The sequence below is a fragment of the Flavobacterium sp. AG291 genome, from assembly GCF_003350375.1.
Lineage (GTDB): Bacteria > Bacteroidota > Bacteroidia > Flavobacteriales > Flavobacteriaceae > Flavobacterium > Flavobacterium suzhouense.
Genome location: NZ_QQAR01000002.1, coordinates 287,341 through 308,395, shown reverse-complemented (window position 1 = coordinate 308,395; position 21,055 = coordinate 287,341). Strand labels below are relative to the sequence as shown.

The following is a 21,055-nucleotide window of genomic DNA, read 5'->3' as shown; positions in this document are numbered from 1 at the left end:
TAAGCATTAATTTCCGAGCAGGGTTTGCAGGTATGGAGCCAGTTGGGCTGCCATTAGTTTATCATCTTCTATTTCCGGATGATATCCACATCCGTGTGGCGTAACCGATTTATAAATAAACACGCTTACCGGTTTATGTTTCTTTTCGCTGTTAATAGCGTCTTTGATACGGTTAAGGCATTTTGCAAAAGTCTGGCTTTTTTCACCATTTACCATTGGACTGTCTAATAGTACGATTTGTGTATCGGGTGAATGCTTGTAAACAGTATTTATAAAGTTTATATAGTTGGCTATATACTTTTCTTCATTAAAAGGCAGCCTTTCTTTAGTACCATCACCCTGAGAAAAATCATTAGTACCTAATGCAATACATGTAATATCCGGATTGAATCCGAAAGCATACGGTTTTGAGTTATCTTTATTCAGATAAAGGTTCTCATACACGTCGGGCATTATAGCCTCTTTATCGTGTTCATCATTCCAGTTACGGTATATACCAATTCCCGATACAGAGCTTAGCACAAAATCTGTATTTAGTGATCTTGCAGTTATCGGAGCATAAGAGTAGTATGCGTTATGCTGATCATACCATTCACCTTTACCACAAGGCATGGCAATGGTATCATTGCCCATTCCACAGGTAATAGAATCACCAATGAATTCTATTTTTTTCTTCTTGGTCTTTTTCGCTTTAAAAAGCTGACCTTTTGCTCCGGTAAAAACTATATTACCATTAGCAGCTTCTGTAGCTTTATAAATGGTAATAATATGGTCGCCATTGGTGTCAGCTTTAACAGGTATAGTGTTTTGAGAAGCCTGTATTTGCTGCCTGTTAATATATTTACCATCAACTTCGATTATGATATAATTATGATGATCTTCGGCCTTTACAAAAATGGTACATTCTTTTCCTTTGAAACCAAAAGTTACTGAAGATGCGGAACCGATAAGCGTTATGTTATTGTCTTTAAGAATTTCTACACGTCCACTGGTACTAAATATACTTTTGCTTTTTTGTGGAGTATGGGCGTTACAAATAACAGATAAAAGAAAAGTAGTAAAAAACAGGATGATTTTTTGCTCAATACGCATAACTAACAGGTTTAAAAATCGTAAAAATAGCGAATTATCTATTTTTAGACTTGTACTAAAATGTCAAAAACCTATAGATTTTAAGACCTGTAAAAACGGGGAGGGTATTAACAAATCAGCTTATAGCCATATCCACGGCTATTGATTATCTGGACATTTTTGTCCTTGTCGAGTTTTTTTCGAAGTTTGGTAATAAAAACATCTAGGCTTCGTCCATTAAAAAAATCATCATCACCCCATATCTCTTTTAAAATATGAGATCTTGTAACCATTTCGTTTTTAGTGCTGTAAAGGTGTTTCAATACCTCGGCTTCACGGTAGGTTAGTACTTCGGTATTTCCATCATAGGTAAGTGACTGTTTAGCGTAGTCAAATATATATCCACCAATATGGGTCAATCCGTCATCACTACCCTGGTTGTTTTCAACTCTGTTTAATAATGCATGAATCCTTACGATAAGCTCTTCCATACTGAAAGGCTTTTTCAGGTAATCGTTACCTCCGTGTTTAAAGCCATCTACCACATCCTGGGTTTGCGATTTGGCAGTTAGAAAAATGATAGGTATTCTTTTATCTTGTTTTCTTATTTCTTCAGCTACTGTAAAACCATCTTTTTTAGGCATCATTACATCAAGAACCAACAACTCCGGTTTTTCTGAAATGTAGGTATTATAGGCCTGGTCACCATCTTCGGTTACAATAACCTCAAAATTCCTTGTTTCGAGGCTTTCTTTAATTATCAGTGCCAGTGAAGGTTCATCTTCAGCTAAAACTATTTTAATTTTATCAGACATAAGGAATAGTTATTTTAAATACTGTGTACTTATCATCATCTTCAAGGGTAAGTTTACCGTTATGTTTTTCAATTATGCTTTTAGAATAGTACAGGCCAATACCATACCCCTTTACATCGTGCCTGTTTTGTGTTGATATCCTGTAAAATTTGTCAAAAATTTTACTGCGCTGCGATTTATCAATAGGCTTACCATCATCAGAAAATGTTATTATGGCATGCTTATGAGCCGGAGCTACTTTAACGGTTATTGTATTACCACCATATTTAATGGCATTTTCTATAATATTGTTAACCACGTTCTCAAAATGAAATGCATCGATGTTAGCCAGCAAAATTTTGGTTTCCGGCATAAATGATATTACTTTCTGTGTGTTGAGAAGATATTTTTCTACTACATTATTTATGATAGGAACTATGTCTGTCATTTCTTTTTGCAACGCTATCCTGTCACTGTCTAAAGATGCTGTGTCCAATATTTTTTCTACCATCACATTCAGCTTTTGAAGTTGCTGTGAGGCTATACCCATATATTTATCGGTCTTGTCTTTGTCGTCAGCTGCATTGAAATGCTGGATTGCTTCCAATGCACTAAGCGATGTTGCAATTGGTGTTTTAAGTTCGTGGGATATATTGCTTATAAAATCGTTCTTGCTTAAAACAATCTGCTTTTGCTGTCTTATAATCCTTAAAAGGTAAATCAGGCTGGTAATAATAGCTATAGTAAATACAAATGATAAAAGTATTCCTGCCAAACCCTCTTTTAGCGCTATAAGATTGATATTGGGATAATACATCTTAATATATGTTCCTGAAGGTAAGTAGGCTGATTTTGAATCAACCGATAATTGATATTCAGGATTTTTTACATCGCCATAATTTATAGGTTTGCCATCTTCTTTAATATGTGATAGTGCATAATTAAAATTCAGGTCTTTTCTTTTAAGTTCATCTTTAAGGTATTTGTTCAGGCTTTTAAAATCAAGCTCATCTAACGATAACGATATTATAATTTTTGTTGCGAGATTATTTAATCCCTGCAACGAATCTTTGTCTTTTGATTCAATTGTACCTGTTGCCGTAACCGATCCGGGCATATTTTTGATTTTAAGCATCTGCGCCACTTCCGGAGGCAGACTGTTTCCATTAGAATCTATGGTTGTTACATTAATGATAGTTCCTGTTTTTAAATCCTGAGAAATCACTCCGGTGGTTTCCGGTGCAGTTTTAATGAGGCTGTCTATCAGCATTTCTATGTTTTTCGGTATCTTTTGATTCTCCGGTAATTCTTCATGTACTATAGTTGATTTAATATCTGATTTTGCCAGATTGGTATAATAGCTATCCACACTATTGTTAAGTGCTGCCATTACCTCGTTGTTCACAGTGATTTTATTTGCTTCGTAATTCTTAATGTTCCAGTAGACCTGTATAAACAGGGTAACCAAAATTACTATTGCAATTACATAAACAATATTTTTGTGCAGCCACTTTTTCATATCTCAAAAATATAAACAAAAAACGGTTTGTCGGGTCGGTTAACATACGTTAACTTTCAAATTTTAAGTACCTTATATAGGCAATATAATTAATTTTAGATAAAAGGAAAAGGAAGTAACCATTGTTACTTCCTTTTATTGGTTGTTATTTGCCGTTGATTTGTGTTTGTATTGAAGCCGTTTCAAGTATGTTAAACTCCTGAATCTTTTTCTCTTTGTTGAAAAGGAAATTAGCAGGATATTCATAACCTGATTTGCTTTCAGTTAATAAGACATTTACTCTTGTACCTTCTTTTTCTTCAGATTGGCTAACAAGTTTGTAGTCGTCAAAACGGGGAAGTTGTGGTAATACCTGTGGAAGTACCTGCTCTTCAGCGCCTGGAAAAATCCCTGCGATAGTATAGTTTTCTGCAAGCACGGGATTGATTACATCTGCATTTTTTGTCGTGAATAGTTTTACAACAGTATTTAGCTGAGTGTCAAATTTGCCTTTATCCTGCCCGTAACCTGTAAGGGTTACTATCAGGGCGAATATTAAAATGATTTTTGTTTTCATGATGTATATTGTTTAAAATTTATAGTACAAACTTACCATCACATCATCATTTTAATGGTTAACCAAAATTATTGTATGTTATTTAATGTTAACGCTCTTTTTTCAAATAGTAAAGCCCGTTTTGATACGGGCTTTACTATAATTGAGTGTGAATTTATTTTCTAAATTTTATATGATTGCCAAAAGTATAGGTAACAGCAAGAGATGGTCCGTTATAACCCCAGTCAAAACTACCGTTAACTCTTTTCTTTGTAATTTCAACGTCTATGTCAAGACCGCTGTAACCGGCTGTGAGACTAAGGTTCTGAAATACATTATACAAAAGGGAAACATTATAGCTAAGTATCTGACCGTCGATGTTATCTACTTTGGCTGACAGGTAATTAGCATTAACATACAATCCTAGCTTTCTTGTAATAACAACCTCGCTCCATATACCTAAATCAGGCAGAGGAGCGGTAACCTTAAATTTGTCGCTGACACCTACACTTCCTACGTTAGTACTAAGTCCCATTCCAAGGTCTATAAACATTACATGGGAGCCTATAAGCAATCCGACTTCATACTTTGGTTTGCACAGAATAGCATAGCCATAGGCAAATCGTGTAATTGTAGTGTTAAAATGAGCATTTACACTGGCGTTTACAGGATAGGTATGATCGTTAAAAGTTATTTCCTTTTCAAGTGTTTTACTTGATTCCCTGTTTAGATAGAAGTATTCAAGCTCAAATCTCGATCTTTTAGAGGCTCTCCACATTACATTTGCATAAAAAGAGGTGGTATTATCCTGAAAACCCAAATCATCCTCAAGATCAATTTCTGTAGCAATGTTACCGTTGTTACCGGCAACTTTTACAGTGGTGTTATTAATAGGGAAAAAAGTTCCCACCATAAGCCGGAAGCGTCTGGCATGCCAGGGAAGAGTTGCGGCATCATCGTCGGTAAAGGATTTATGATCCTCTTTTATTGTTTCGGTAGCAGTTGGTATGCTATCCTGGGCAAATGCTGGAATATAAAAGACAGCAAACAATAGTAATGTGGCAAGTTGTCTCATAAATTTTCGTTTTGGGTTGTTTTGTTGCTAATAATAAGATGTAGGAATTTTTAAAAACAGCCATTTAAAATAGATTGTCAATCCAGTTCCCAGCCAAAGGTGGTTTGTATTATATAATCATCTTTTGAAGCTCCCTCAACCGGCTTACTGTCATAATTATAGGTTATTCCTAATTTAAGGAAAAAATCAAGAGGGAGATCATATTTAAAATCGGTGCTAAAATCAGTTCTTATACGGTTGCTTTCCGTCAGGCTGGGATAAGCTGTTACTTTTGAAAGTAGGCTGATGTCTTCAAAATCGAAAAGGTTCAGTTCTAATCCTACAAAGGCTTCCAAGCTGTTTCTGTTAGTTTGGAGAGAGTCATTAAAGCGTTCGTTGTTCCAGGCAAGTCCGGTACCGGCTCCAAAATACTTTTTGTTCGTATAAACAAAATATTTACCGATACCGCCTTTGAGGGTCGTTCTTAATTTAAGTTTTTGTTCTTCGTTTGAGAGAAAATCGGCAGAGGCCAGAGCATACCAGTTTTTTTTAAGATAATCTTTAAAAGTAATATTCCCGTCGCTCCGCTGAAGTTCTTCAACATTGGTTTGCTTACTGCGTACGGAGTTATATGCACCACTGAGGCTCCAGTTATTTGCTGTATATTCCATAGTACTTCGTACAGTAAACTGACTCAGGTTCTGGCTTTTTGTAAAGTTGTAGCCTACAGATAATGAGGCTTTAAAACGGGAAAGAAAGTTGTCCTTTGCTGCTGTCTTTATAAAGGTGACCTCGGCTAATGCTAGCTGAACCTCCTTGCCATTATTATTAATTGTTACCTGTGCAGAATCTTTTGGGTTAGCAATGAAAGTGCTGTTAAGACGTTCTCCGTTTGACAATGTTATTAAAAAATTACGGTCACTTATAATTTGTTTGATATTGAGCCATTCAATTTTAAAATCACTGTCACTATAGGAGGTTTCAACTGTTAATACCCCTTTTGTGAGATCTTTTATTTCACCGATAACCCTATCTTTATTTTTAAATATAATGGTGTCATTTTGAGCGAATGAAATAATGGGAAAAAAAACTAATGTCATAGATAGCATTAGCTTTAATGTGTATCTATGACATTTAATTTTTTTCATTTTTTTCATTTTTAAGATCTATTTATCTTTTACACATCTAAATCCTAAATGTTCCTGTCCGCTATCTATGGAAGTAGCCATTCTTGCATTTGGACGATAGTTAGAGCAGTATTGTTCGCTACATAAAAATGATCCTCCTTTAATTACCCTTTTTGTACCATAAGGGTCGTTAGGGTCATAACTGTCTTTAGGTCCTTTTGGACTATGGCATTCTCTCATACCGTCTGTTTTATATTTGGCATAAGTATCAGGTCTGTAATAATCAGTTGTCCATTCCCAAACGTTTCCTATAACTTCATATAAACCAAATTTGTTAGGAGGGAAGGTCTTTACGGGTGCAAGCCTTTCGTAACCGTCTTCGTGAGTATTCTTATAAGGAAATTCACCCTGAAAGAAGTTAGCCATATACTTACCCTGAGGATTGAGTTCGTTACCCCAGGCAAATTTGCTGTTATTGTTGCCTGCCTGAGCTGCATATTCCCATTCCGCTTCAGTTGGAAGTCGTTTACCGGCCCATTTTGCATACGCTTCAGCATCTTCATAAGCTACATGAACTACAGGGTAATTATCTTTCCCCTTAATATCTGAACCAGGGCCTTGCGGATGTTTCCAGTTTGCGCCTTTAGTCCAAGACCACCATTTGGAGTAATCCTCAAGGGTAACAGCATGATTTGGTGGAGTAAAAACTAATGATCCGGGTTCAAGGTCAGCATCATCGGGTTTTGGTGTACCGGGAGGTAATTGTGTTTTTAAGAATTCCCAGTCAACAGGACGCTCGGCAACAGTTATATATTTTGTAGCGTCTACAAATTTTTTAAACTGAGCGTTTGTTACTTCAGTTTCATCTATATAAAACCCATCAATTGTTGCTTCAATAGCAGGTGATTCTATTTGAAGTGCTGCAGGATCGTTGTCACCAAGAGTAAATTTACCGCCTTCTATCCAAACCATTCCTGCAGGTTTGTTTATGTTTTTTTTTATCGGTATTTACAGCCAGTACTTTTGGTTGTTTCTGACAACTGAATAAACAAAGGCTACCCAATAGTAGTAATGATATTTTCATCGTAATTTTTAAATTGGTCAATAATTGGTTCCTTAAAGATATTACATTTATCTTAAAATTAAGATAACTATATTCATAATGTTTTTGTTTATTAGCATGTTAACTGTTTTTTAACAAATATGTTGTTGTATAATGTATTGTGTGTGACAAAGGTTTTTTTTAATGATAATTTAGACCATAACGTATAAAGAAGATTAAAATAATTATAAAAAAATGCTGCCCTATTGGACAGCATTTACATTTATTGAGGTTCAGGCTATTCTGTTTTTTCCTGGATGCTTGGTTTACCATTATCCATCATTTCCATAAGTTTTAATCCTAGTAGTCCATTTATGGAACCGTCTGAACCGCCGTTACCTGAGATTAAAACATCAGGAATAACTTTTATATTACCTTTGCCAATCTCTTCTGTAATTTTATACTTAGTAAAGTTATCACCCCCCATAGCCGATACCTGTAATTGATAAGCTTCAGCGGTAGATTTACCAATTGCCATAATCTTTTCAGCTTCGGCCAAACCGGTTTTAGAAATGCGTTCCGCTTCAGCGCTTGCAGTTAGTTTAGTAGCTTCTGCCTGAGCACCGGCTCTTGCTTTAGTAGCTTCAGCCTCTGCATTTGCACGCATTTTAGTAGCCTCTGCCTCAGCATTAACATTAAGTTTTAAACTGGTAGCATCACCTTCAGCTTTTTTAACTGTTGCATCCGCGGTACGTTGAGCAATTTCTACACTTTGCGATGCACGCACAATCTCCTTTTGCATATCTGCAATTGCTGTTTCTTTTTCTACTCCCTGACGCTGTTCTTGCGCCATTTTTTGAGTTTGATACGTTTTTTGCTCTTCCTCAGCTATTTTACGATCAGTTAATGTTTTCATTAGTGATTCAGGAGGAACAATATCACCTATAAGTGTATCTACTGCATTAACATTATATTCGTCAAGGACTGCTTTGATATGATGTTTAGCAGATTCCTGACGTTCTTTTCTTGTACTTAGAAAAGAAATCACATCGCTATCCTGTGCAGAGTTACGGAAATAGTTACCAATAGTTGGTTCAAGTACCTGAGATACCAGGTTAGTCATGCTTCCAAAACGTGCAATTACCTTAGGTGCTTCATTAGCCGGAACATGAATGATTTGAGCTACATCCAGATTAAAAGGGAAACCGTCTTTTGAACGAACAGTGATGGTTGACAGGTTTTTGTCAAGATCATGTGATTCACTACGTGCATTTGCCCAGTTTAGTACAAGGTTAGTTGTAGGTACAGCTTCAAGTTTGGTCGTATATTTATTAATGGCATACTTGCCGGGACCAAGCGGTTCCATCCATACACCACGGTTTCCTTTAGCAACAATGTTACCGTGTTTAAATGTTTCTCCCGTCATATCCTCACCGTCTTCACCAATATATGATATAACTACTCCTACATATCCAATAGGCACATCGGTCATTGGTATCTGCTCTATTAAAACTCCCCAAGTGTTTAGATAATAAGTACCTGCAAGCATTACCTGAGGCTGTAACCCCCTATTACCTCCTTTGTTAAGAAACTCATCAAGATCCTGAAAGTTGTTGTGATTTTCAACAAATTTACCTGCAATCTGGCCTATTGGTATTGGCTCTCCATCCAGCGCAGTTACAATTCCTACCATGTTCTCAAAAATCTTGACCTGATCGGAGATAATAACTTCAAACAAAAAAGTATTTATTCTGTATGATCCTGTTGTGATAAAAGCCGTTTGACGTCCTTTCTGTCCACCATTTTGAAGAAATGCACTGGCATCCTGAAAGTTATCGCTTTCAACTTTTCTTGCAAGGATTCTTCCTGTTGGTATTTCCATACCGTCTTTACTTAAAATCAAACCAATTTTTCCTTCAGGAATAATCGTAAAAGAGGTCATGTCAATACTGTATTGCCATATCCATTTCATCCAGTAAAGTCCTGGGGCCAGGGTTTGTGCCTGAAAACCAGCTTCCCCTTTAGTTGCCACAATTCGGCCATCCGGGAGTGATTTATTTTCACCAAAAAGCACAAATTTTTTGGTAACAAGGCCAATTTTATCTTCAGGAACGATAACCATTCCAAAAAATACGCGGAGTACAAATTTGTACCCAAAAACACATAAAAGCACCGGTATGATCCACCAGTAGCTCAATACATTTGTTGTCATAACTAACAGATTTAGACTACAAAATTACTGTTAAGAGAAATCGAAAATAACAATTTTAACTAAATATTTTTTTGCAGATCTACCCTTAAAAAAATCCTCATTTTAAGGTGCTAAATTGTCATTTTAAGAGATTATTTTTTTTAAAGTAAACTATAGTTGGTTTTTTGAATTTTAACAATTTTCAGCGTTTATTTTATTTAGCAGGATATTAATTATGTTTCAGGTTGTAAAATGAAACGCATTCACTGACTTAAAAAAAATATTGAATGTTTATTATCGGTAACTTGCCGAAAGTTTAAGATAACTCTTACCATGGGTATAGCTAATAGATGCTTTAGTTCTAAGATCAACATCTTGCTGACGTGTATGATGTTGCTTATTTCCCAATATGTTTTCTCACAGGAAACTATGGATTTAGAATCGTCATGTCCGCCAAAAACCTTATTCGAATTGTTTAAGAAAAAAGATTCCTTACTTGTAGTGAAGCCTGTAAAGAATAGTTTTTTTTTGGTGATTCCTATTATAGGTTCGCAACCTGCTACAGGATTTATGTATGGAGCAGTTGCGCAATATACTTTTAAAGGAAAAGGTATAAATGATAAATATTCGCTGGCTAACCTCGGGGTTGTTTACACTGCCAAAAAACAGCTGATGATAAATGTAAAGAATAACATTTTATTAAAGGGAAACTCATGGTATTTAAGTGGAGACTATCGTTTTTATATTTTTACACAGGCTAATTATGGTTTGGGCACAGGTATAATACCATCACATGATAAAGATTTTTCAATAGAATCTATTGCCGAGCCTATGGACTATAACTATCTTAAATTTCATCAGACGGTTTCTTATGAAGTAAAAGATAATTTTTATATAGGAGGAGGGATTAATGTAGATTGGTATTCTGATATAAATGATAAATTACTTGATCCAGAAAATGGTATATATACGCATCATTATAATTATAGTAAAAAGTATGATTTTAATGATAAGGAGTATTTTATGAATGGGTTCAGTGCAAATGTTACTTTTGACTCAAGGGATAATCAGGTTAATGCCAAACGAGGCTGGTTTGCGAACTTAAATTACAGAATGAACCCCAAAATTTTCGACAATCAGCACTGGAGTAATATTTTATATGCCGAATACCGCAATTTTATACCTGTATCTAAAAAGAATGAGAACTTTACATTAGCATTATGGGCTTACGGACAGTTTATTACCCGTGGTCGTGTCCCTTATTTAAGCTTACCCGCCATAGGATGGGATCAGCGAAGCAGGAGCGGGGAGGGCTATACTCAGGGACTTTTCAGAGGGCCAAATCTTATCTATTTTTCTACAGAATTCCGTTTTCCGATAACCTGTAATCAATTGTTGGGCGGCACGGTATTTACAAACTTTGTCACTGCCAGCAATAAGGACGAGAATATACATCTTTTCAGGTATATTCAACCTGCTATTGGTGTAGGTTTACGCATTATGATTGATAAGGCTACGCGTACCAACCTTATTGCTGATTACGCCAAAGGGCGTCATTCTGATGGTTTTTATCTTAATGCGGGAGAAACATTTTAAATTCATGAAAAATAATTTTGCGGTGTCAGGCTAATTATTAACTTTGTATTGTAAAGTACTTTTTTATGAAACAGCAGCAGGATTATATCCGTGACATTTCAGAGATACGCTCCATGATGGAGAAATCTACTAAATTTCTTTCCCTTTCCGGATGGGCAGGGATCATGGCAGGCGTATATGCATTGATCGGAGCCTATATTGCTTATAAAGTATTGTATTTTAACCCTGATGAGATTATTTATTCTTCAGCTTCAGAAAGGCATTATACCGGAGGTATAGTAAAGCTTGTGCTTCTTGCTCTTTCCGTTTTGGTTTTAGCTGTTGGTACCGCTGTATTTTTTTCAAGCAGAAGAGCTGCAAAAAGAAATGAGAAGTTTTGGAACGCTACCTCAAGGCGATTGTTAGTAAATATGGGTGTACCACTCGTAATAGGAGGGATATTAATATTAATTTTGATTTCTAAAGGATATGTAGGCTTAGTAGCGCCACTGACACTTATATTTTACGGGCTTTCTTTGTTTATTGCCAGCAGGTATACTTTTGAAGACGTTAAAATATTAGGATTGATTCAGGTCGTATTAGGGCTTATAAGTTCATACTATATAGGTTATGGCCTGTTGTTTTGGGCGCTTGGTTTTGGTGTAGCGCACATTGCGTATGGTATATACATACATTTTAAATACGAAAGGTGAAAATATCAGTAAACGGATTACATAAGGCATTTGAAAGTCGGATCAGGCTTGGTATCATGTCGGCTCTGGCTGTTAATGAGACCCTGGATTTTAATGCCTTAAAAGAATATCTGGACGCAACTGACGGTAACCTTGCCAGTCATTTAAAAGCACTTGAAAAAGAGGAGTTTATAGCTGTTGAGAAATCGTTTGTTGGAAGGAAGCCAAATACCAAGTATTTTATGACTAAAGAAGGAAAAACAGCTTTTTTGGAGCATCTCCGTATACTTGAAAATTTAGTTAAATCGCATAAATAAAAAAAATTTACTCTAAGACTTTGTAATTCAAAGTTCTTTTAAAATTGTTTTTTGATGATAATTTTAAAATGGAAAAGGAAAGCAACTTGTTAAAATAAAAGGTTATAATAACTATGGAATATTTTGTTGATAAAGACTCGATCGTAAGGAAGATATGGGGTAATAGTGATACCATACTTTTCATATTTGCAGGTGCTGCTGCTGAATTTGCACTTAACAAAGCTGTAGACTGGCTTTACTTTACGGGAAAATTACCGTCAGATCCTTTGGGAAGGCTTTTTTCAACGGTCGCTTACGCCAGGGCAATAGTGTTTGCTAAAAATGGTGATGCCTTACGTTCAATAGATACCATTGCTGCTATTCATATGGGGGTGGAGAAAAATCGGGGTTTTAAAATTCCAGATTGGGCCTATAGGGATGTACTTTTTATGCTCATTGATTATTCAATCAGGTCGTATGAACTATTGGAGCGTAAACTTAGTGAAGATGAAAAGCAGGAAGTCTTTAATGTCTTTTATAGAGTGGGATGCCGTATGGGATTGCAAAGTTTGCCAAAGGATTTTAGAGAGTGGGAAATAAGTCGTCAGGAACATTTACAGAAGGATATGGTACATAGCGTTCATACTACCGACTTGTTCAGGCAATACCGAAAACATTTGGGTGATTTTAGATACAGGATAATGCTTGAATCGCAGCTACTTGTTGTTCCGGATAAAGTAAGGTATATGTTTTCTATGCGACGTTTTTCGGTCTTAGCTCCATTGATTGCCATTTATAAAATAAGCAAGAGCATGAACCTTGATAGCGTAATTAAATCAGTACTCATACCCAAAAAGTATAAAAAAGAAATTAAAGCACTTAATATAATTCCAACATAATAAGAAGTATCGATATGAATACTACAGCAACATTTTATAATCAACTGTTGATGCTGATTTTTTATTTTTGTACAGACGTATTAACTGCGCAGTTTTCATTGTAGTAGCTTACCATTTCCACTATCTTAGTTCTATCAAATTCTCCACTCTCCAAACGATCGTTAATTCCCTGACACTGAAAATAGGCGGTAATTTTCTTTTTATTGCTGAGTATAGCAAAGTCTTTTTCTGTTGCCCTTTTAGCTTTTATGTTTTTGGGCATTGGAGGTATGATTTTGTTGTTTTTTGTGTCCCAAACGGTTACAGCTTCTGCATAAAGTGTTATTTCGCCGGGTTCAATAACCTGAAACAATGATGCCTGTACTCCGTCTACGTAAGTTATGTTAATGTATTCAAACGTAACAGGCGCTCCCATATCGTGAAAAACAATTTTAGCTACCGTTTCTTCATCCCAAAGTTCAGCTTCATCATCTTCAGAGACCCTGAATGATATCTTATCTTTAGGTATCCCGTAAAAAGATTCCTTAATAAATTTTATTGATGCAAAACCGGCAACATCGGTACCATCAGTAAAATACATGGTTGCCTCATGATCCTGAGCTACTGCTGAAAGTCCGTGAATGATAAAAAGGGTAGATAGTATTAATTGTCTCATTGTTGAATGCGCTTAGAGACAAATATAATCACTATTCTTTTATAACCATAACAGAAGCTTTAAATCCTGTGGCGAGATTCCACTGGTTTGACATTAATTGCTTTTCATGGTCGTCAATAATAGTAAATTGAGCGGTGTTTGGACCTGAAGTTCCCTGATTCATAGCTTCAAACTCAATTTTGTTAAATCCCGGCTGAAGCATTATTTGCAGGGCTTTACTGTTGTTTGTAAGCGTAAATTCAGGTATTACAACCCTGTCGTTGACTAAAACCCTTATCCTGTCGCCGTCTTCAAGGCCGTAATCAGCTGAGAATATGGTGAAATAGTTCGATTTTGTGCGTACTTCCCCAAAACTTTGATTACCACGAAAAGCTTCGTTTGACTCCCCTTTTTGCTGTACGCTCTGGTTCACTCTGTCCTGATACTCAGTACCTCTGTTAACGAATTCCTCCTTTTTGATCATGCTGAATTCTTCCTTTTTCTTGGTTAAATCCGTGGCATTGTAGGTTTTAGCGGGAGGCATAACGCTCGAAGGCAAGTCAGTTTTTGCAGGAATTGCTGAAGGCGTAACTGTAGATTTCGCTTTAGGGATGGCCATTCCGCCCATTGGATTATCAATCTGGGCGAATGCTGCTGTACCTGAGGTGATTAATAGCGATAATATAGCGTATTTTAAGTAACGTCTCTGCATAAAATTGAACCTTTTATAAGGGCTGTTCCTGACAAAACTAACCAAAATTTTAGAAATTTATTGCAATTAATATGCCAATTTATTAAGGTTTAGTTATCTCCCAAAGGTTGCAGGACTGCTCGAAGGTAATACTTCCGGGAGTTGTAATGTGCTGTTTTACAAAGGTAAAACCCACTTTTTCAAGAAGCTTATTAGGCGCCGGATTGAGCGCATATGGTTCGCAAAATAGCTTTTTCAGCTGTAGTTTATCAAAGAAAAAAGGTAACGATCTCTTAACCAGTTCAATACCAAAACCCTGTTGACGTACTTCTGGATACCATATATGTAGGTGCATATAGCCGTAATCACCATAAAATAAAGGGTTTACATTGCAATGTCCAACAGGTTTTCTGTCGAATTCCCAAATAAGTGCATAACCTTTTTTATCAGGGTATTCAAGTGCCAATTGTGTTCGTAACACACTCTTAAACTCCTCTTTTTCAGGGAGTTTTGATGGATCAACACCCATGTTATACAGGTGTTCCGGAGTTGCTGTAAACCAATAATCAATAATAAGAGGAATATCTTTTTCTTCCATTTCTCTTACATTTAAGGTATTACTCATATAATATATATTGATTTAATAAGTTGATTAACTACTTATTACGTCCGGATCTGTTTTGTTCGGCGTTCCAGTCGTCCATACTTTTATTACGGTCGCGATCATCCTCTCGGGTGATTTTACCATCTTTAGAATAATGTGCGTTATTACTTACATTGTCGTTCGCTAAAGTCTTTCCGTCGGAAGTGTTTTTTTTATCGTTCATAGCTCAAATTTTAATTCTTAAAGTTATGAATGATATTTTGTGTTTTTGTTAAAAACGTAATAAATCCTTCTTAACGAAAAACCCGCGTGAGGGATGGCAGCGGCACCCCGAGACGAAGGAGCGGGTATAGCGAACAGCCCGACCGTAATGCAATGGAGGGCACGCCCTAATACAACAGTTCCTCTACGTTTTTCCTGATATTCTCGGCCATTTTAGTGGTAGGCAGGTCGTTAGGGTCGTCGCCGAAAGGCTCTTCGATTTCTTCAGCGATAAGTTCAAGGCTGGAGAGCACATAAAAAATGAACACCACGACCGGTATAACATAATAGCCCAACTGGAACACATAACCAAAAGGCAGCGTTACGACATAAGCGAAAATGAATTTCTTGATAAAAGCACTGTAGGAGAAGGGGATAGGCGTGTTTTTGATACGTTCGCAGGCGCCACAAATATCAGTAAATGACTGTATTTCGGCGTTTAGCACAATAAGCTGTTCACCACTAAGTTTACCTGCCTGGTAAAGGTCGTTCAGTTTAGCCATAATGGTTTTGGCTATCTGGTTGGGTTTATGATTGTAAAGGTTTGTGGAAAGAGTTATATCATCAAACAATTCGTGGTTTATATCAGCACTTTTAAGGTGCTGGCTTAGTACCTCAGCATAAGCAGGTATGAGCTTTCTGAACAGCTCTTTATCTTCTTTGTCTTTAAGCATTACTGCCAGTTTCAGGGCGAGGTTACGGCTGCTGTTTACGAGTCCGCCCCACATACGGCGGCCTTCCCACCAACGATCGTAGGCCGTATTCGTTCTAAAAACCAGCAACAATGAAATCACAAAACCTAACATGGTATGCATTACGGTTACATTCTTTACATGACTGGTTTCGGATAGTTTAAACACTTCTATCTCAAGAAAAGCTATAAGAGCGGAGTATGCTGCTATGGCAACCATCAGTGGCAATAATTTGCCAAACGTTTCACCTTTGTGAAACCTGAAAATAAATGAAAACCATTCCTTAGGATTGTATGAAATCATATTGTGTTATTTCTTTGTTTTTAACAAATTAGATGTAAAATTAATATTGCACTTTTTGCTCTCAAAACGCCATTTTCGTGCGTAAAATTAGAGAGGGTTAAAGTGTTGTTTATCAGTAAACTAATTTTTAATGTTACTTTTCGCGACACTTTTGCGAAAGCACACAAATTTAGCAAAAATCACATACGGAAAAATACTATATCATGACTGAAAGAATCATTTCAGTAAAGGTTAAAATTGCGGTTGTAATTTTGCAGTGTTAGTTCCGGATTGCAGTTAGCCGGAAAAGTTTAGGGAGTAATATATTTTCGCGGATTAATTTTTAATCAGCATGCATGGGTCGGTCCGGGAGAAAATCTAAAAGGCAGGCCTTTCTGAAAAGCCTGCCTTTTGTGTTCATAACCTGATGATTTCCTGCAGGTGCGCAATTGAGTAGGCAAATGCTGAAAGTGTCAATCTAAGGTGCTTCACGAACAAATGTGTGGGGGCATTTTTCATAAACATTGTAATTAAATGTTATATCAAATGTAACCTCCTGTAATCACATAAAAAATTTATTGAGGTAAAAGGCCGGATTTAAGCGGTAAGCGGGATTGTTAATCTGTAAAATATTGAAAACCATATAAAAAGAAAATCCCTTCTGTTTTACAGAAGGGATTTGCATAACCAATAAGATCCTTACAAAACTATAACTTGTTATAGCACAGTATAAAGATACTTTATATTTAATGCTTTATGTTGTGTTTTGGTGCAACTAATTTATGAAATCGTGTCATTTACAGTTTTTTAGCACTTTTGTCTATAATTTTCTGAAGTCTTTTGTCAAGATCTTCCATAAGTTCTTCAAGGGCGCTCTCACACTGTGGCATTACCTTGTTGGCATCCAATACAGGTACACCGCTAACCATCATACCTGTTTGTTTGGCATTGGCATTTTCGTTGATAGTGAATACTTTAGTGCCTAGTTTGTTATACAGGGTGATATTTGTGTACGCTTTCATTTTTGTAGTTGCCGTACCGCCAACGCCAAAACCTTTATTCATTGAGAATGAAATGTATACAAACAGTACACCATCATAATCGGAAAATAATTTAACCATTTCCTTTACGTTCTTTTTGCCATAATAAGCATCTATAGCCTTATATCCGGCAGGCACAACATAGCGTGTAACCTCATAACCGGGTGCATATTCCGGTAGGTAGGCCTGATATGCCGCATTTTCGGTTACTGTTGTTTCAGGGGCAATGTCAAAAGGAAATTTAGGAGCGTAGTCCTTAAAGAATTTGTCGTGGTACTTGTCGATAAGGGGCTTCAGGTTGAAAGTGGGATCATCCAGAAGTTCTGCGACCAGGGTAACACCGGCACCGCCTACATCCGATAGGTCGATATTCCTGTCAGCATAAAAAGTAACAACTGCAACTTTCTTTTTAGCCTGGGCAAAGCCCGGCAGGGTTACTGCCAGTAAAAGCACTCCCAGCATCATTTTAATCTTACTCATAAGTATTTGTTTAATAATTGTTTGGTTGCTGTAAAGAAAAACAATTAATACTTTATGAAGGGTTTTTAATGTTAAATTTTTTAAGATTTTTTTAACAATGCGAGTTAACGTTGAGCGATAACACACCCCTAACCCCTCTCAAGAGGGGAACAAGCTTCACTCATGCTAAATTAAGAGTAAAAGTAGGATACGTCCTCCTTTAGAGAGGTGTTTCGCCACGGCGAACGGGTGGTTTTATCATATCCTTGCTAGTATAAAATTAACCACCCCACCCTACGGGCACCCCTCCGAAGGAGGGGAATTCTCACAAGAATATTTACGGTAGAGTAAGCAGCTATGAGTTCCCCTCTCCCTTGGAGAGGGGTTAGGGGTGAGGCCAATTCAGAGTAAGCAACTCTAAACCCGAAACTTTAAACTGCGCAACAATGACACACCCTATCCCGATAGCTATCGGGACTCTCAAGAGGGGAACAAGCTTCACTCATGCTAAATTAAGAGTAAAAGTAGGATACCTCCTCCTTTAGAGGGGTGTTAGCCACAGCGAATGGGTGGTTTTATCATATCCTTCCTGGTATAAAATTAACCACCCCACCCTACGGACACCCCACCGAAGGAGGGGAAACCACTCAGTCTAATATTTTCAAAACAGTACTCACGGTTGAGTAAGCAACCCAAAACCCGAAACCCAAAACCAAACAACCGCAAGGCTTTAGCCGAGCTCTATCCGCACCGGAGCATGGTCGCTGGTCTTTTCCCAACCGCGTACGTACTTGTCAACCTTGGCGTCTTTAAGCCTGTCTACGAGTTGCGGACTCAAAAGGAAATGGTCGATGCGCAGTCCGGCATCGCGCCCGTAGGCATTGCGGAAGTAATCCCAAAAGGTATATATGGTTTCGTTAGGGTAGAGGTGGCGTAGGGCATCCGTCCAGCCCTGTGCGACAAGGTTATGAAAAGCAGCACGTGTCTCCGGCCTGAAGAGCGCATCGTCTACCCAGCGTTCGGGTTTGTATACGTCGCGTTCGGTAGGCATCACGTTGAAGTCACCCAGCAGTATCACGGGAATCTTGAAGTTGAGCAGTTCCTGCGCACGGTTGCTAAGGCGTTGAAACCATTTTAGCTTGTAGTCGAATTTGGGGCCGGGAGCAGGATTGCCATTCGGCAGATACAGGCAGCAGATAAGGATATCATTTACCATACACTCCAGGTAACGGCTCTGTACATCATCAGCATCACCGGGAAGCACACGCCCAACTTCCTTAACGTCCATACCGGCTTTGGTAAGAATGGCGACACCGTTCCATTGCTTTTGCCCGTGCCACACCGCATCATAACCTGCTTGGTTAATGGCATCAACAGGAAATTTCTCCTGTGGGGCTTTCAACTCCTGAAGGCATACGATATCCGGCTGTGTCTCACTAAGCCATTGCAGCAATACTGGTAGCCTGCCATTTACCCCGTTTACGTTATAGGTTGCGATTTTCATAAAGGGAAGTTACGAAAGAATTTGGAAATGATTGAGGGGGTCAACAGATTTTTTAAATTATGACTATTAATCAATTGTTAAATAAACTGTTAATAAGTTATTTGTACGATGAGTTTTTGTGTAAATCCATGAAGTAATTTTATAAGTCGATATATTTAAATCAATGAAGTATGAAAAATGTAGTTTGCCAACAATGTGATTTTGAACAAGATGAATCTCATGATTTCTGTGTTAATTGTGGCGTTAAATTGAAATGCGAAAATTGTAATAGAGAAATTGTTAAAAATGCAAAATTTTGTAGTGGATGTGGATTTCCATTATCAGATGATAAATTTCCGAAATCTTCCAATACTTTTAAGTTACGTGAAACTGCAAATGAAAGAGTTATTGAAGCCTCATTCAGTGATAATGTAGGTAAAGATTTAGCAGGAATATTAAAAGATGCCTATACACCAAGAGTAAAAGGTATACCAATTAATACTCAGAATATTGGAAATGATAATATTCAGGATGAAACTTCAGAGGAAATCGATTATACAGATATAAATACTGAGGATCAGGATGTGCAAAGTAAATTCAAAAGGCCACAATCAAATTCTATAAATAACAAGTTCAATGCTGGTAATATTGAATATCCTGCGCTTGTAGCTATTGCTATGAAAAATTTACCGTCAACTGATCTTGAATGGTTGGTTGTATTATCTTTCTATGCTTCCAAATTTGGTGAAGATATGTTTTCAAGAGAAGAGATTGTTGAAAAATATAAAGAAGCTAATAAATTTACAAAAACTACAACTTCAAAACTTTCTATAAATATTCAAAGAGCTGTTGTCGCAGGTTATATTAACCCTCTTGCTTCGGGATATTCAGTTTTAGATGAAGGAAAAAATAAAGCTATTGAAATTTTGAATAGACAAGCTAGTTCTTCACCTAAAATCAAAAGGGTTTCCCCGACTGTGAAACATAAAGAACAATCAGAAGAAGCGAAATCTAAAACTAAACGCCAATCAAGTAGGTCTTATAAATTATTGAGCGATTTAGATTTTTATCCTGATAAACAAGAAAGTTTAAAAGATTATTCTGCAAAATTTACAATGAATAGCGATTCAGAAAAAACATTAGTTTTTATGTCTTATTTGCAAAATATTTTAAAGATACAACCAATTACTTATGATCATCTTTATACTTGTTATGATGAACTTAAAAATAAAATACCAGAAAATATGAAAAGCTGTGTAAGTAATGCACAAGTAAAAGGTTGGGTGAAATATGATAAAGTTTTAGGTTGGATAGTTTCTACAAAAGGTATAAATAAACTTAGAAATTGGAATAACTAAAGATATGTCTATAGAACAGTTTGTTGATAAAATTGAAAACTTTGATAAAATAACGATAAGTGCTAAAATAGATTATTTTATTTATTACCACACAATTATTAAAGGAATTAATGGGGTGAAAAGTAAAGATATTGAAGGTTATTATGATGCTCTCCGTATGCCAAAATATTCTAACATAGCTCAGTATTTAGCAATCAACTCTAAAAAATCAAAGAATAAATTACCAAAATATGTTCTGCAGCAAGGATTATATTATTTAGAGAGAATTCGAAAAAACGAAATTGATATAGAAGTTAATGCACCAAAAATAATTACTCCTTCATCTGATTTATTCCCTTTAGAGCTTGTTGAAAATACTAGGGGATATATAACAAAAGTTGCGAGTCAAGCAATTATTTGCTATGATTTACAACAATATGATGCATCTCTTGTGATGATAAGGAAATTACTTGAAACTTTGGTTATTGAAATTTTTGAGAAATATAATGTCTCTGACGAGATAAAAGATTCCGATGGTAATTTTTATATGTTAAGTGCTCTTATAGATGCTTTGTTATCACATAAAAATTGGAATCTCGGAAGGACAACCAAGCAATATTTTCCTCATATTAAAAAATTAGCAGATACAAGTGCGCATAATCGAAGATTTGTAGCAAAGAAACCTGATATCGATAAATATAAAAGTGAGCTTAGAATGATAATAGAAGAGTTGGTTCATTTGGCTGACTTTAAATAAAAATATAGTTAAAAATTAAA

Annotated in this window: 21 protein-coding genes; 6 read left to right on the top strand and 15 right to left on the bottom strand. The window is 36.5% G+C overall.

Annotation, left to right across the window (positions count from 1 at the left end):
• Window positions 1-6: 6 nt before the first annotated feature.
• The 8 genes from DEU42_RS03455 to DEU42_RS03420 all read right to left on the bottom strand — a co-directional run bounded on the left by DEU42_RS03455 (window position 7) and on the right by DEU42_RS03420 (window position 9,354).
• Complete coding sequence (locus DEU42_RS03455) at window positions 7-1,092, bottom strand: SGNH/GDSL hydrolase family protein (RefSeq protein WP_114756875.1); 1,086 nt, start codon at window positions 1,090-1,092, stop codon at window positions 7-9.
• 107 nt (window positions 1,093-1,199) lie between these two features.
• Window positions 1,200-1,886 carry a response regulator transcription factor gene (locus DEU42_RS03450; protein WP_114756874.1) on the bottom strand — a complete coding sequence of 229 codons (687 nt, stop codon included), beginning with the start codon at window positions 1,884-1,886 and terminating at the stop codon, window positions 1,200-1,202.
• A complete protein-coding gene (locus DEU42_RS03445) occupies window positions 1,879-3,384 on the bottom strand; it encodes a sensor histidine kinase (RefSeq protein ID WP_114756873.1) in 1,506 nt (501 codons plus the stop codon). Before DEU42_RS03445 ends, DEU42_RS03450 begins: the two co-directional genes overlap by 8 nt.
• A gap of 145 nt (window positions 3,385-3,529) precedes the next feature.
• A complete protein-coding gene (locus DEU42_RS03440; RefSeq protein WP_114756872.1) occupies window positions 3,530-3,940 on the bottom strand; it encodes a hypothetical protein in 411 nt (136 codons plus the stop codon).
• 154 nt (window positions 3,941-4,094) lie between these two features.
• Window positions 4,095-4,994 carry a hypothetical protein gene (locus DEU42_RS03435; protein ID WP_114756871.1) on the bottom strand — a complete coding sequence of 300 codons (900 nt, stop codon included), beginning with the start codon at window positions 4,992-4,994 and terminating at the stop codon, window positions 4,095-4,097.
• Window positions 4,995-5,071: 77 nt separating this feature from the next.
• Entirely contained in the window at window positions 5,072-6,073 is a 1,002-nt protein-coding gene (locus DEU42_RS03430; protein ID WP_233506609.1) for a DUF481 domain-containing protein, read from the bottom strand.
• A 66-nt stretch (window positions 6,074-6,139) separates the two neighbouring features.
• Window positions 6,140-7,072: a formylglycine-generating enzyme family protein gene (locus DEU42_RS03425; protein WP_114756870.1), complete on the bottom strand. Its 933-nt coding sequence runs from the start codon at window positions 7,070-7,072 to the stop codon at window positions 6,140-6,142.
• 368 nt (window positions 7,073-7,440) lie between these two features.
• Window positions 7,441-9,354, bottom strand: coding sequence for an SPFH domain-containing protein (locus DEU42_RS03420; RefSeq protein ID WP_114756869.1), 1,914 nt, complete (start codon window positions 9,352-9,354; stop codon window positions 7,441-7,443).
• 312 nt (window positions 9,355-9,666) lie between these two features.
• Between DEU42_RS03420 and DEU42_RS03415 the strand changes: the two genes are divergently transcribed.
• From DEU42_RS03415 to DEU42_RS03400, 4 genes are all read left to right on the top strand, one after another.
• Complete coding sequence (locus DEU42_RS03415) at window positions 9,667-10,929, top strand: BamA/TamA family outer membrane protein (RefSeq protein WP_114756868.1); 1,263 nt, start codon at window positions 9,667-9,669, stop codon at window positions 10,927-10,929.
• A 65-nt stretch (window positions 10,930-10,994) separates the two neighbouring features.
• Window positions 10,995-11,621 carry a hypothetical protein gene (locus tag DEU42_RS03410; protein WP_114756867.1) on the top strand — a complete coding sequence of 209 codons (627 nt, stop codon included), beginning with the start codon at window positions 10,995-10,997 and terminating at the stop codon, window positions 11,619-11,621.
• Window positions 11,618-11,917, top strand: a complete 300-nt coding sequence (locus DEU42_RS03405) for a winged helix-turn-helix domain-containing protein (protein WP_114756866.1) — start codon at window positions 11,618-11,620, stop codon at window positions 11,915-11,917. The genes DEU42_RS03410 and DEU42_RS03405 overlap by 4 nt, the downstream gene beginning before the upstream one ends.
• Before the next feature lie 113 nt (window positions 11,918-12,030).
• Window positions 12,031-12,795 (top strand): oxygenase MpaB family protein, encoded by a 765-nt coding sequence (locus DEU42_RS03400; RefSeq protein ID WP_114756865.1) that lies wholly within the window; start codon window positions 12,031-12,033, stop codon window positions 12,793-12,795.
• 61 nt (window positions 12,796-12,856) lie between these two features.
• Here DEU42_RS03400 and DEU42_RS03395 read toward each other — a convergent pair whose 3' ends face one another.
• The 7 genes from DEU42_RS03395 to xth form a co-directional block, all read right to left on the bottom strand.
• Window positions 12,857-13,450: a hypothetical protein gene (locus DEU42_RS03395; protein WP_114756864.1), complete on the bottom strand. Its 594-nt coding sequence runs from the start codon at window positions 13,448-13,450 to the stop codon at window positions 12,857-12,859.
• Between the two features lie 31 nt (window positions 13,451-13,481).
• Window positions 13,482-14,141, bottom strand: coding sequence for a hypothetical protein (locus tag DEU42_RS03390; RefSeq protein ID WP_114756863.1), 660 nt, complete (start codon window positions 14,139-14,141; stop codon window positions 13,482-13,484).
• Window positions 14,142-14,223: 82 nt separating this feature from the next.
• The gene (locus DEU42_RS03385; RefSeq protein ID WP_114756862.1) at window positions 14,224-14,745 is read right to left on the bottom strand and encodes a GNAT family N-acetyltransferase; all 522 of its coding nucleotides are present in this window, start codon (window positions 14,743-14,745) and stop codon (window positions 14,224-14,226) included.
• Between the two features lie 31 nt (window positions 14,746-14,776).
• A complete protein-coding gene (locus tag DEU42_RS17420; protein ID WP_158537850.1) occupies window positions 14,777-14,947 on the bottom strand; it encodes a hypothetical protein in 171 nt (56 codons plus the stop codon).
• A 166-nt stretch (window positions 14,948-15,113) separates the two neighbouring features.
• Entirely contained in the window at window positions 15,114-15,980 is an 867-nt protein-coding gene (locus DEU42_RS03380; RefSeq protein ID WP_114756861.1) for a bestrophin family protein, read from the bottom strand.
• Window positions 15,981-16,756: 776 nt separating this feature from the next.
• On the bottom strand, window positions 16,757-17,479 hold the full coding sequence (locus tag DEU42_RS03375) for a hypothetical protein (RefSeq protein ID WP_114756860.1): 723 nt from the start codon (window positions 17,477-17,479) through the stop codon (window positions 16,757-16,759).
• Between the two features lie 709 nt (window positions 17,480-18,188).
• On the bottom strand, window positions 18,189-18,962 hold the full coding sequence (xth, locus tag DEU42_RS03370) for an exodeoxyribonuclease III (RefSeq protein ID WP_114756859.1): 774 nt from the start codon (window positions 18,960-18,962) through the stop codon (window positions 18,189-18,191).
• Between the two features lie 170 nt (window positions 18,963-19,132).
• Here xth and DEU42_RS03365 point away from each other — a divergent pair, with 170 nt between their 5' ends.
• The gene (locus tag DEU42_RS03365) at window positions 19,133-20,299 is read left to right on the top strand and encodes a zinc ribbon domain-containing protein (protein ID WP_114756858.1); all 1,167 of its coding nucleotides are present in this window, start codon (window positions 19,133-19,135) and stop codon (window positions 20,297-20,299) included.
• Between the two features lie 4 nt (window positions 20,300-20,303).
• The gene (locus tag DEU42_RS03360; protein ID WP_114756857.1) at window positions 20,304-21,035 is read left to right on the top strand and encodes a hypothetical protein; all 732 of its coding nucleotides are present in this window, start codon (window positions 20,304-20,306) and stop codon (window positions 21,033-21,035) included.
• Window positions 21,036-21,055: the final 20 nt, after the last annotated feature.

Excerpts from the sequence above, each read along its gene's own strand:
- DEU42_RS03410 (WP_114756867.1), top strand. The coding sequence starts at position 10,995 with ATGAAACAGCAGCAGGATTATATCCGTGACATTTCAGAGATACGCTCC.
- DEU42_RS03365 (WP_114756858.1), top strand. The coding sequence starts at position 19,133 with ATGAAAAATGTAGTTTGCCAACAATGTGATTTTGAACAAGATGAATCT.
- DEU42_RS03400 (WP_114756865.1), top strand. The coding sequence starts at position 12,031 with ATGGAATATTTTGTTGATAAAGACTCGATCGTAAGGAAGATATGGGGT.
- DEU42_RS03360 (WP_114756857.1), top strand. The coding sequence starts at position 20,304 with ATGTCTATAGAACAGTTTGTTGATAAAATTGAAAACTTTGATAAAATA.
- DEU42_RS03445 (WP_114756873.1), bottom strand. The coding sequence starts at position 3,384 with ATGAAAAAGTGGCTGCACAAAAATATTGTTTATGTAATTGCAATAGTA.
- DEU42_RS03435 (WP_114756871.1), bottom strand. The coding sequence starts at position 4,994 with ATGAGACAACTTGCCACATTACTATTGTTTGCTGTCTTTTATATTCCA.
- xth (WP_114756859.1), bottom strand. The coding sequence starts at position 18,962 with ATGAAAATCGCAACCTATAACGTAAACGGGGTAAATGGCAGGCTACCA.
- DEU42_RS17420 (WP_158537850.1), bottom strand. The coding sequence starts at position 14,947 with ATGAACGATAAAAAAAACACTTCCGACGGAAAGACTTTAGCGAACGAC.
- DEU42_RS03385 (WP_114756862.1), bottom strand. The coding sequence starts at position 14,745 with ATGAGTAATACCTTAAATGTAAGAGAAATGGAAGAAAAAGATATTCCT.
- DEU42_RS03455 (WP_114756875.1), bottom strand. The coding sequence starts at position 1,092 with ATGCGTATTGAGCAAAAAATCATCCTGTTTTTTACTACTTTTCTTTTA.
- DEU42_RS03440 (WP_114756872.1), bottom strand. The coding sequence starts at position 3,940 with ATGAAAACAAAAATCATTTTAATATTCGCCCTGATAGTAACCCTTACA.
- DEU42_RS03420 (WP_114756869.1), bottom strand. The coding sequence starts at position 9,354 with ATGACAACAAATGTATTGAGCTACTGGTGGATCATACCGGTGCTTTTA.
- DEU42_RS03395 (WP_114756864.1), bottom strand. The coding sequence starts at position 13,450 with ATGAGACAATTAATACTATCTACCCTTTTTATCATTCACGGACTTTCA.
- DEU42_RS03375 (WP_114756860.1), bottom strand. The coding sequence starts at position 17,479 with ATGAGTAAGATTAAAATGATGCTGGGAGTGCTTTTACTGGCAGTAACC.
- DEU42_RS03430 (WP_233506609.1), bottom strand. The coding sequence starts at position 6,073 with ATGACATTAGTTTTTTTTCCCATTATTTCATTCGCTCAAAATGACACC.
- DEU42_RS03425 (WP_114756870.1), bottom strand. The coding sequence starts at position 7,072 with ATGGTTTGGATAGAAGGCGGTAAATTTACTCTTGGTGACAACGATCCT.
- DEU42_RS03450 (WP_114756874.1), bottom strand. The coding sequence starts at position 1,886 with ATGTCTGATAAAATTAAAATAGTTTTAGCTGAAGATGAACCTTCACTG.
- DEU42_RS03380 (WP_114756861.1), bottom strand. The coding sequence starts at position 15,980 with ATGATTTCATACAATCCTAAGGAATGGTTTTCATTTATTTTCAGGTTT.
- DEU42_RS03390 (WP_114756863.1), bottom strand. The coding sequence starts at position 14,141 with ATGCAGAGACGTTACTTAAAATACGCTATATTATCGCTATTAATCACC.
- DEU42_RS03415 (WP_114756868.1), top strand. The coding sequence starts at position 9,667 with ATGGGTATAGCTAATAGATGCTTTAGTTCTAAGATCAACATCTTGCTG.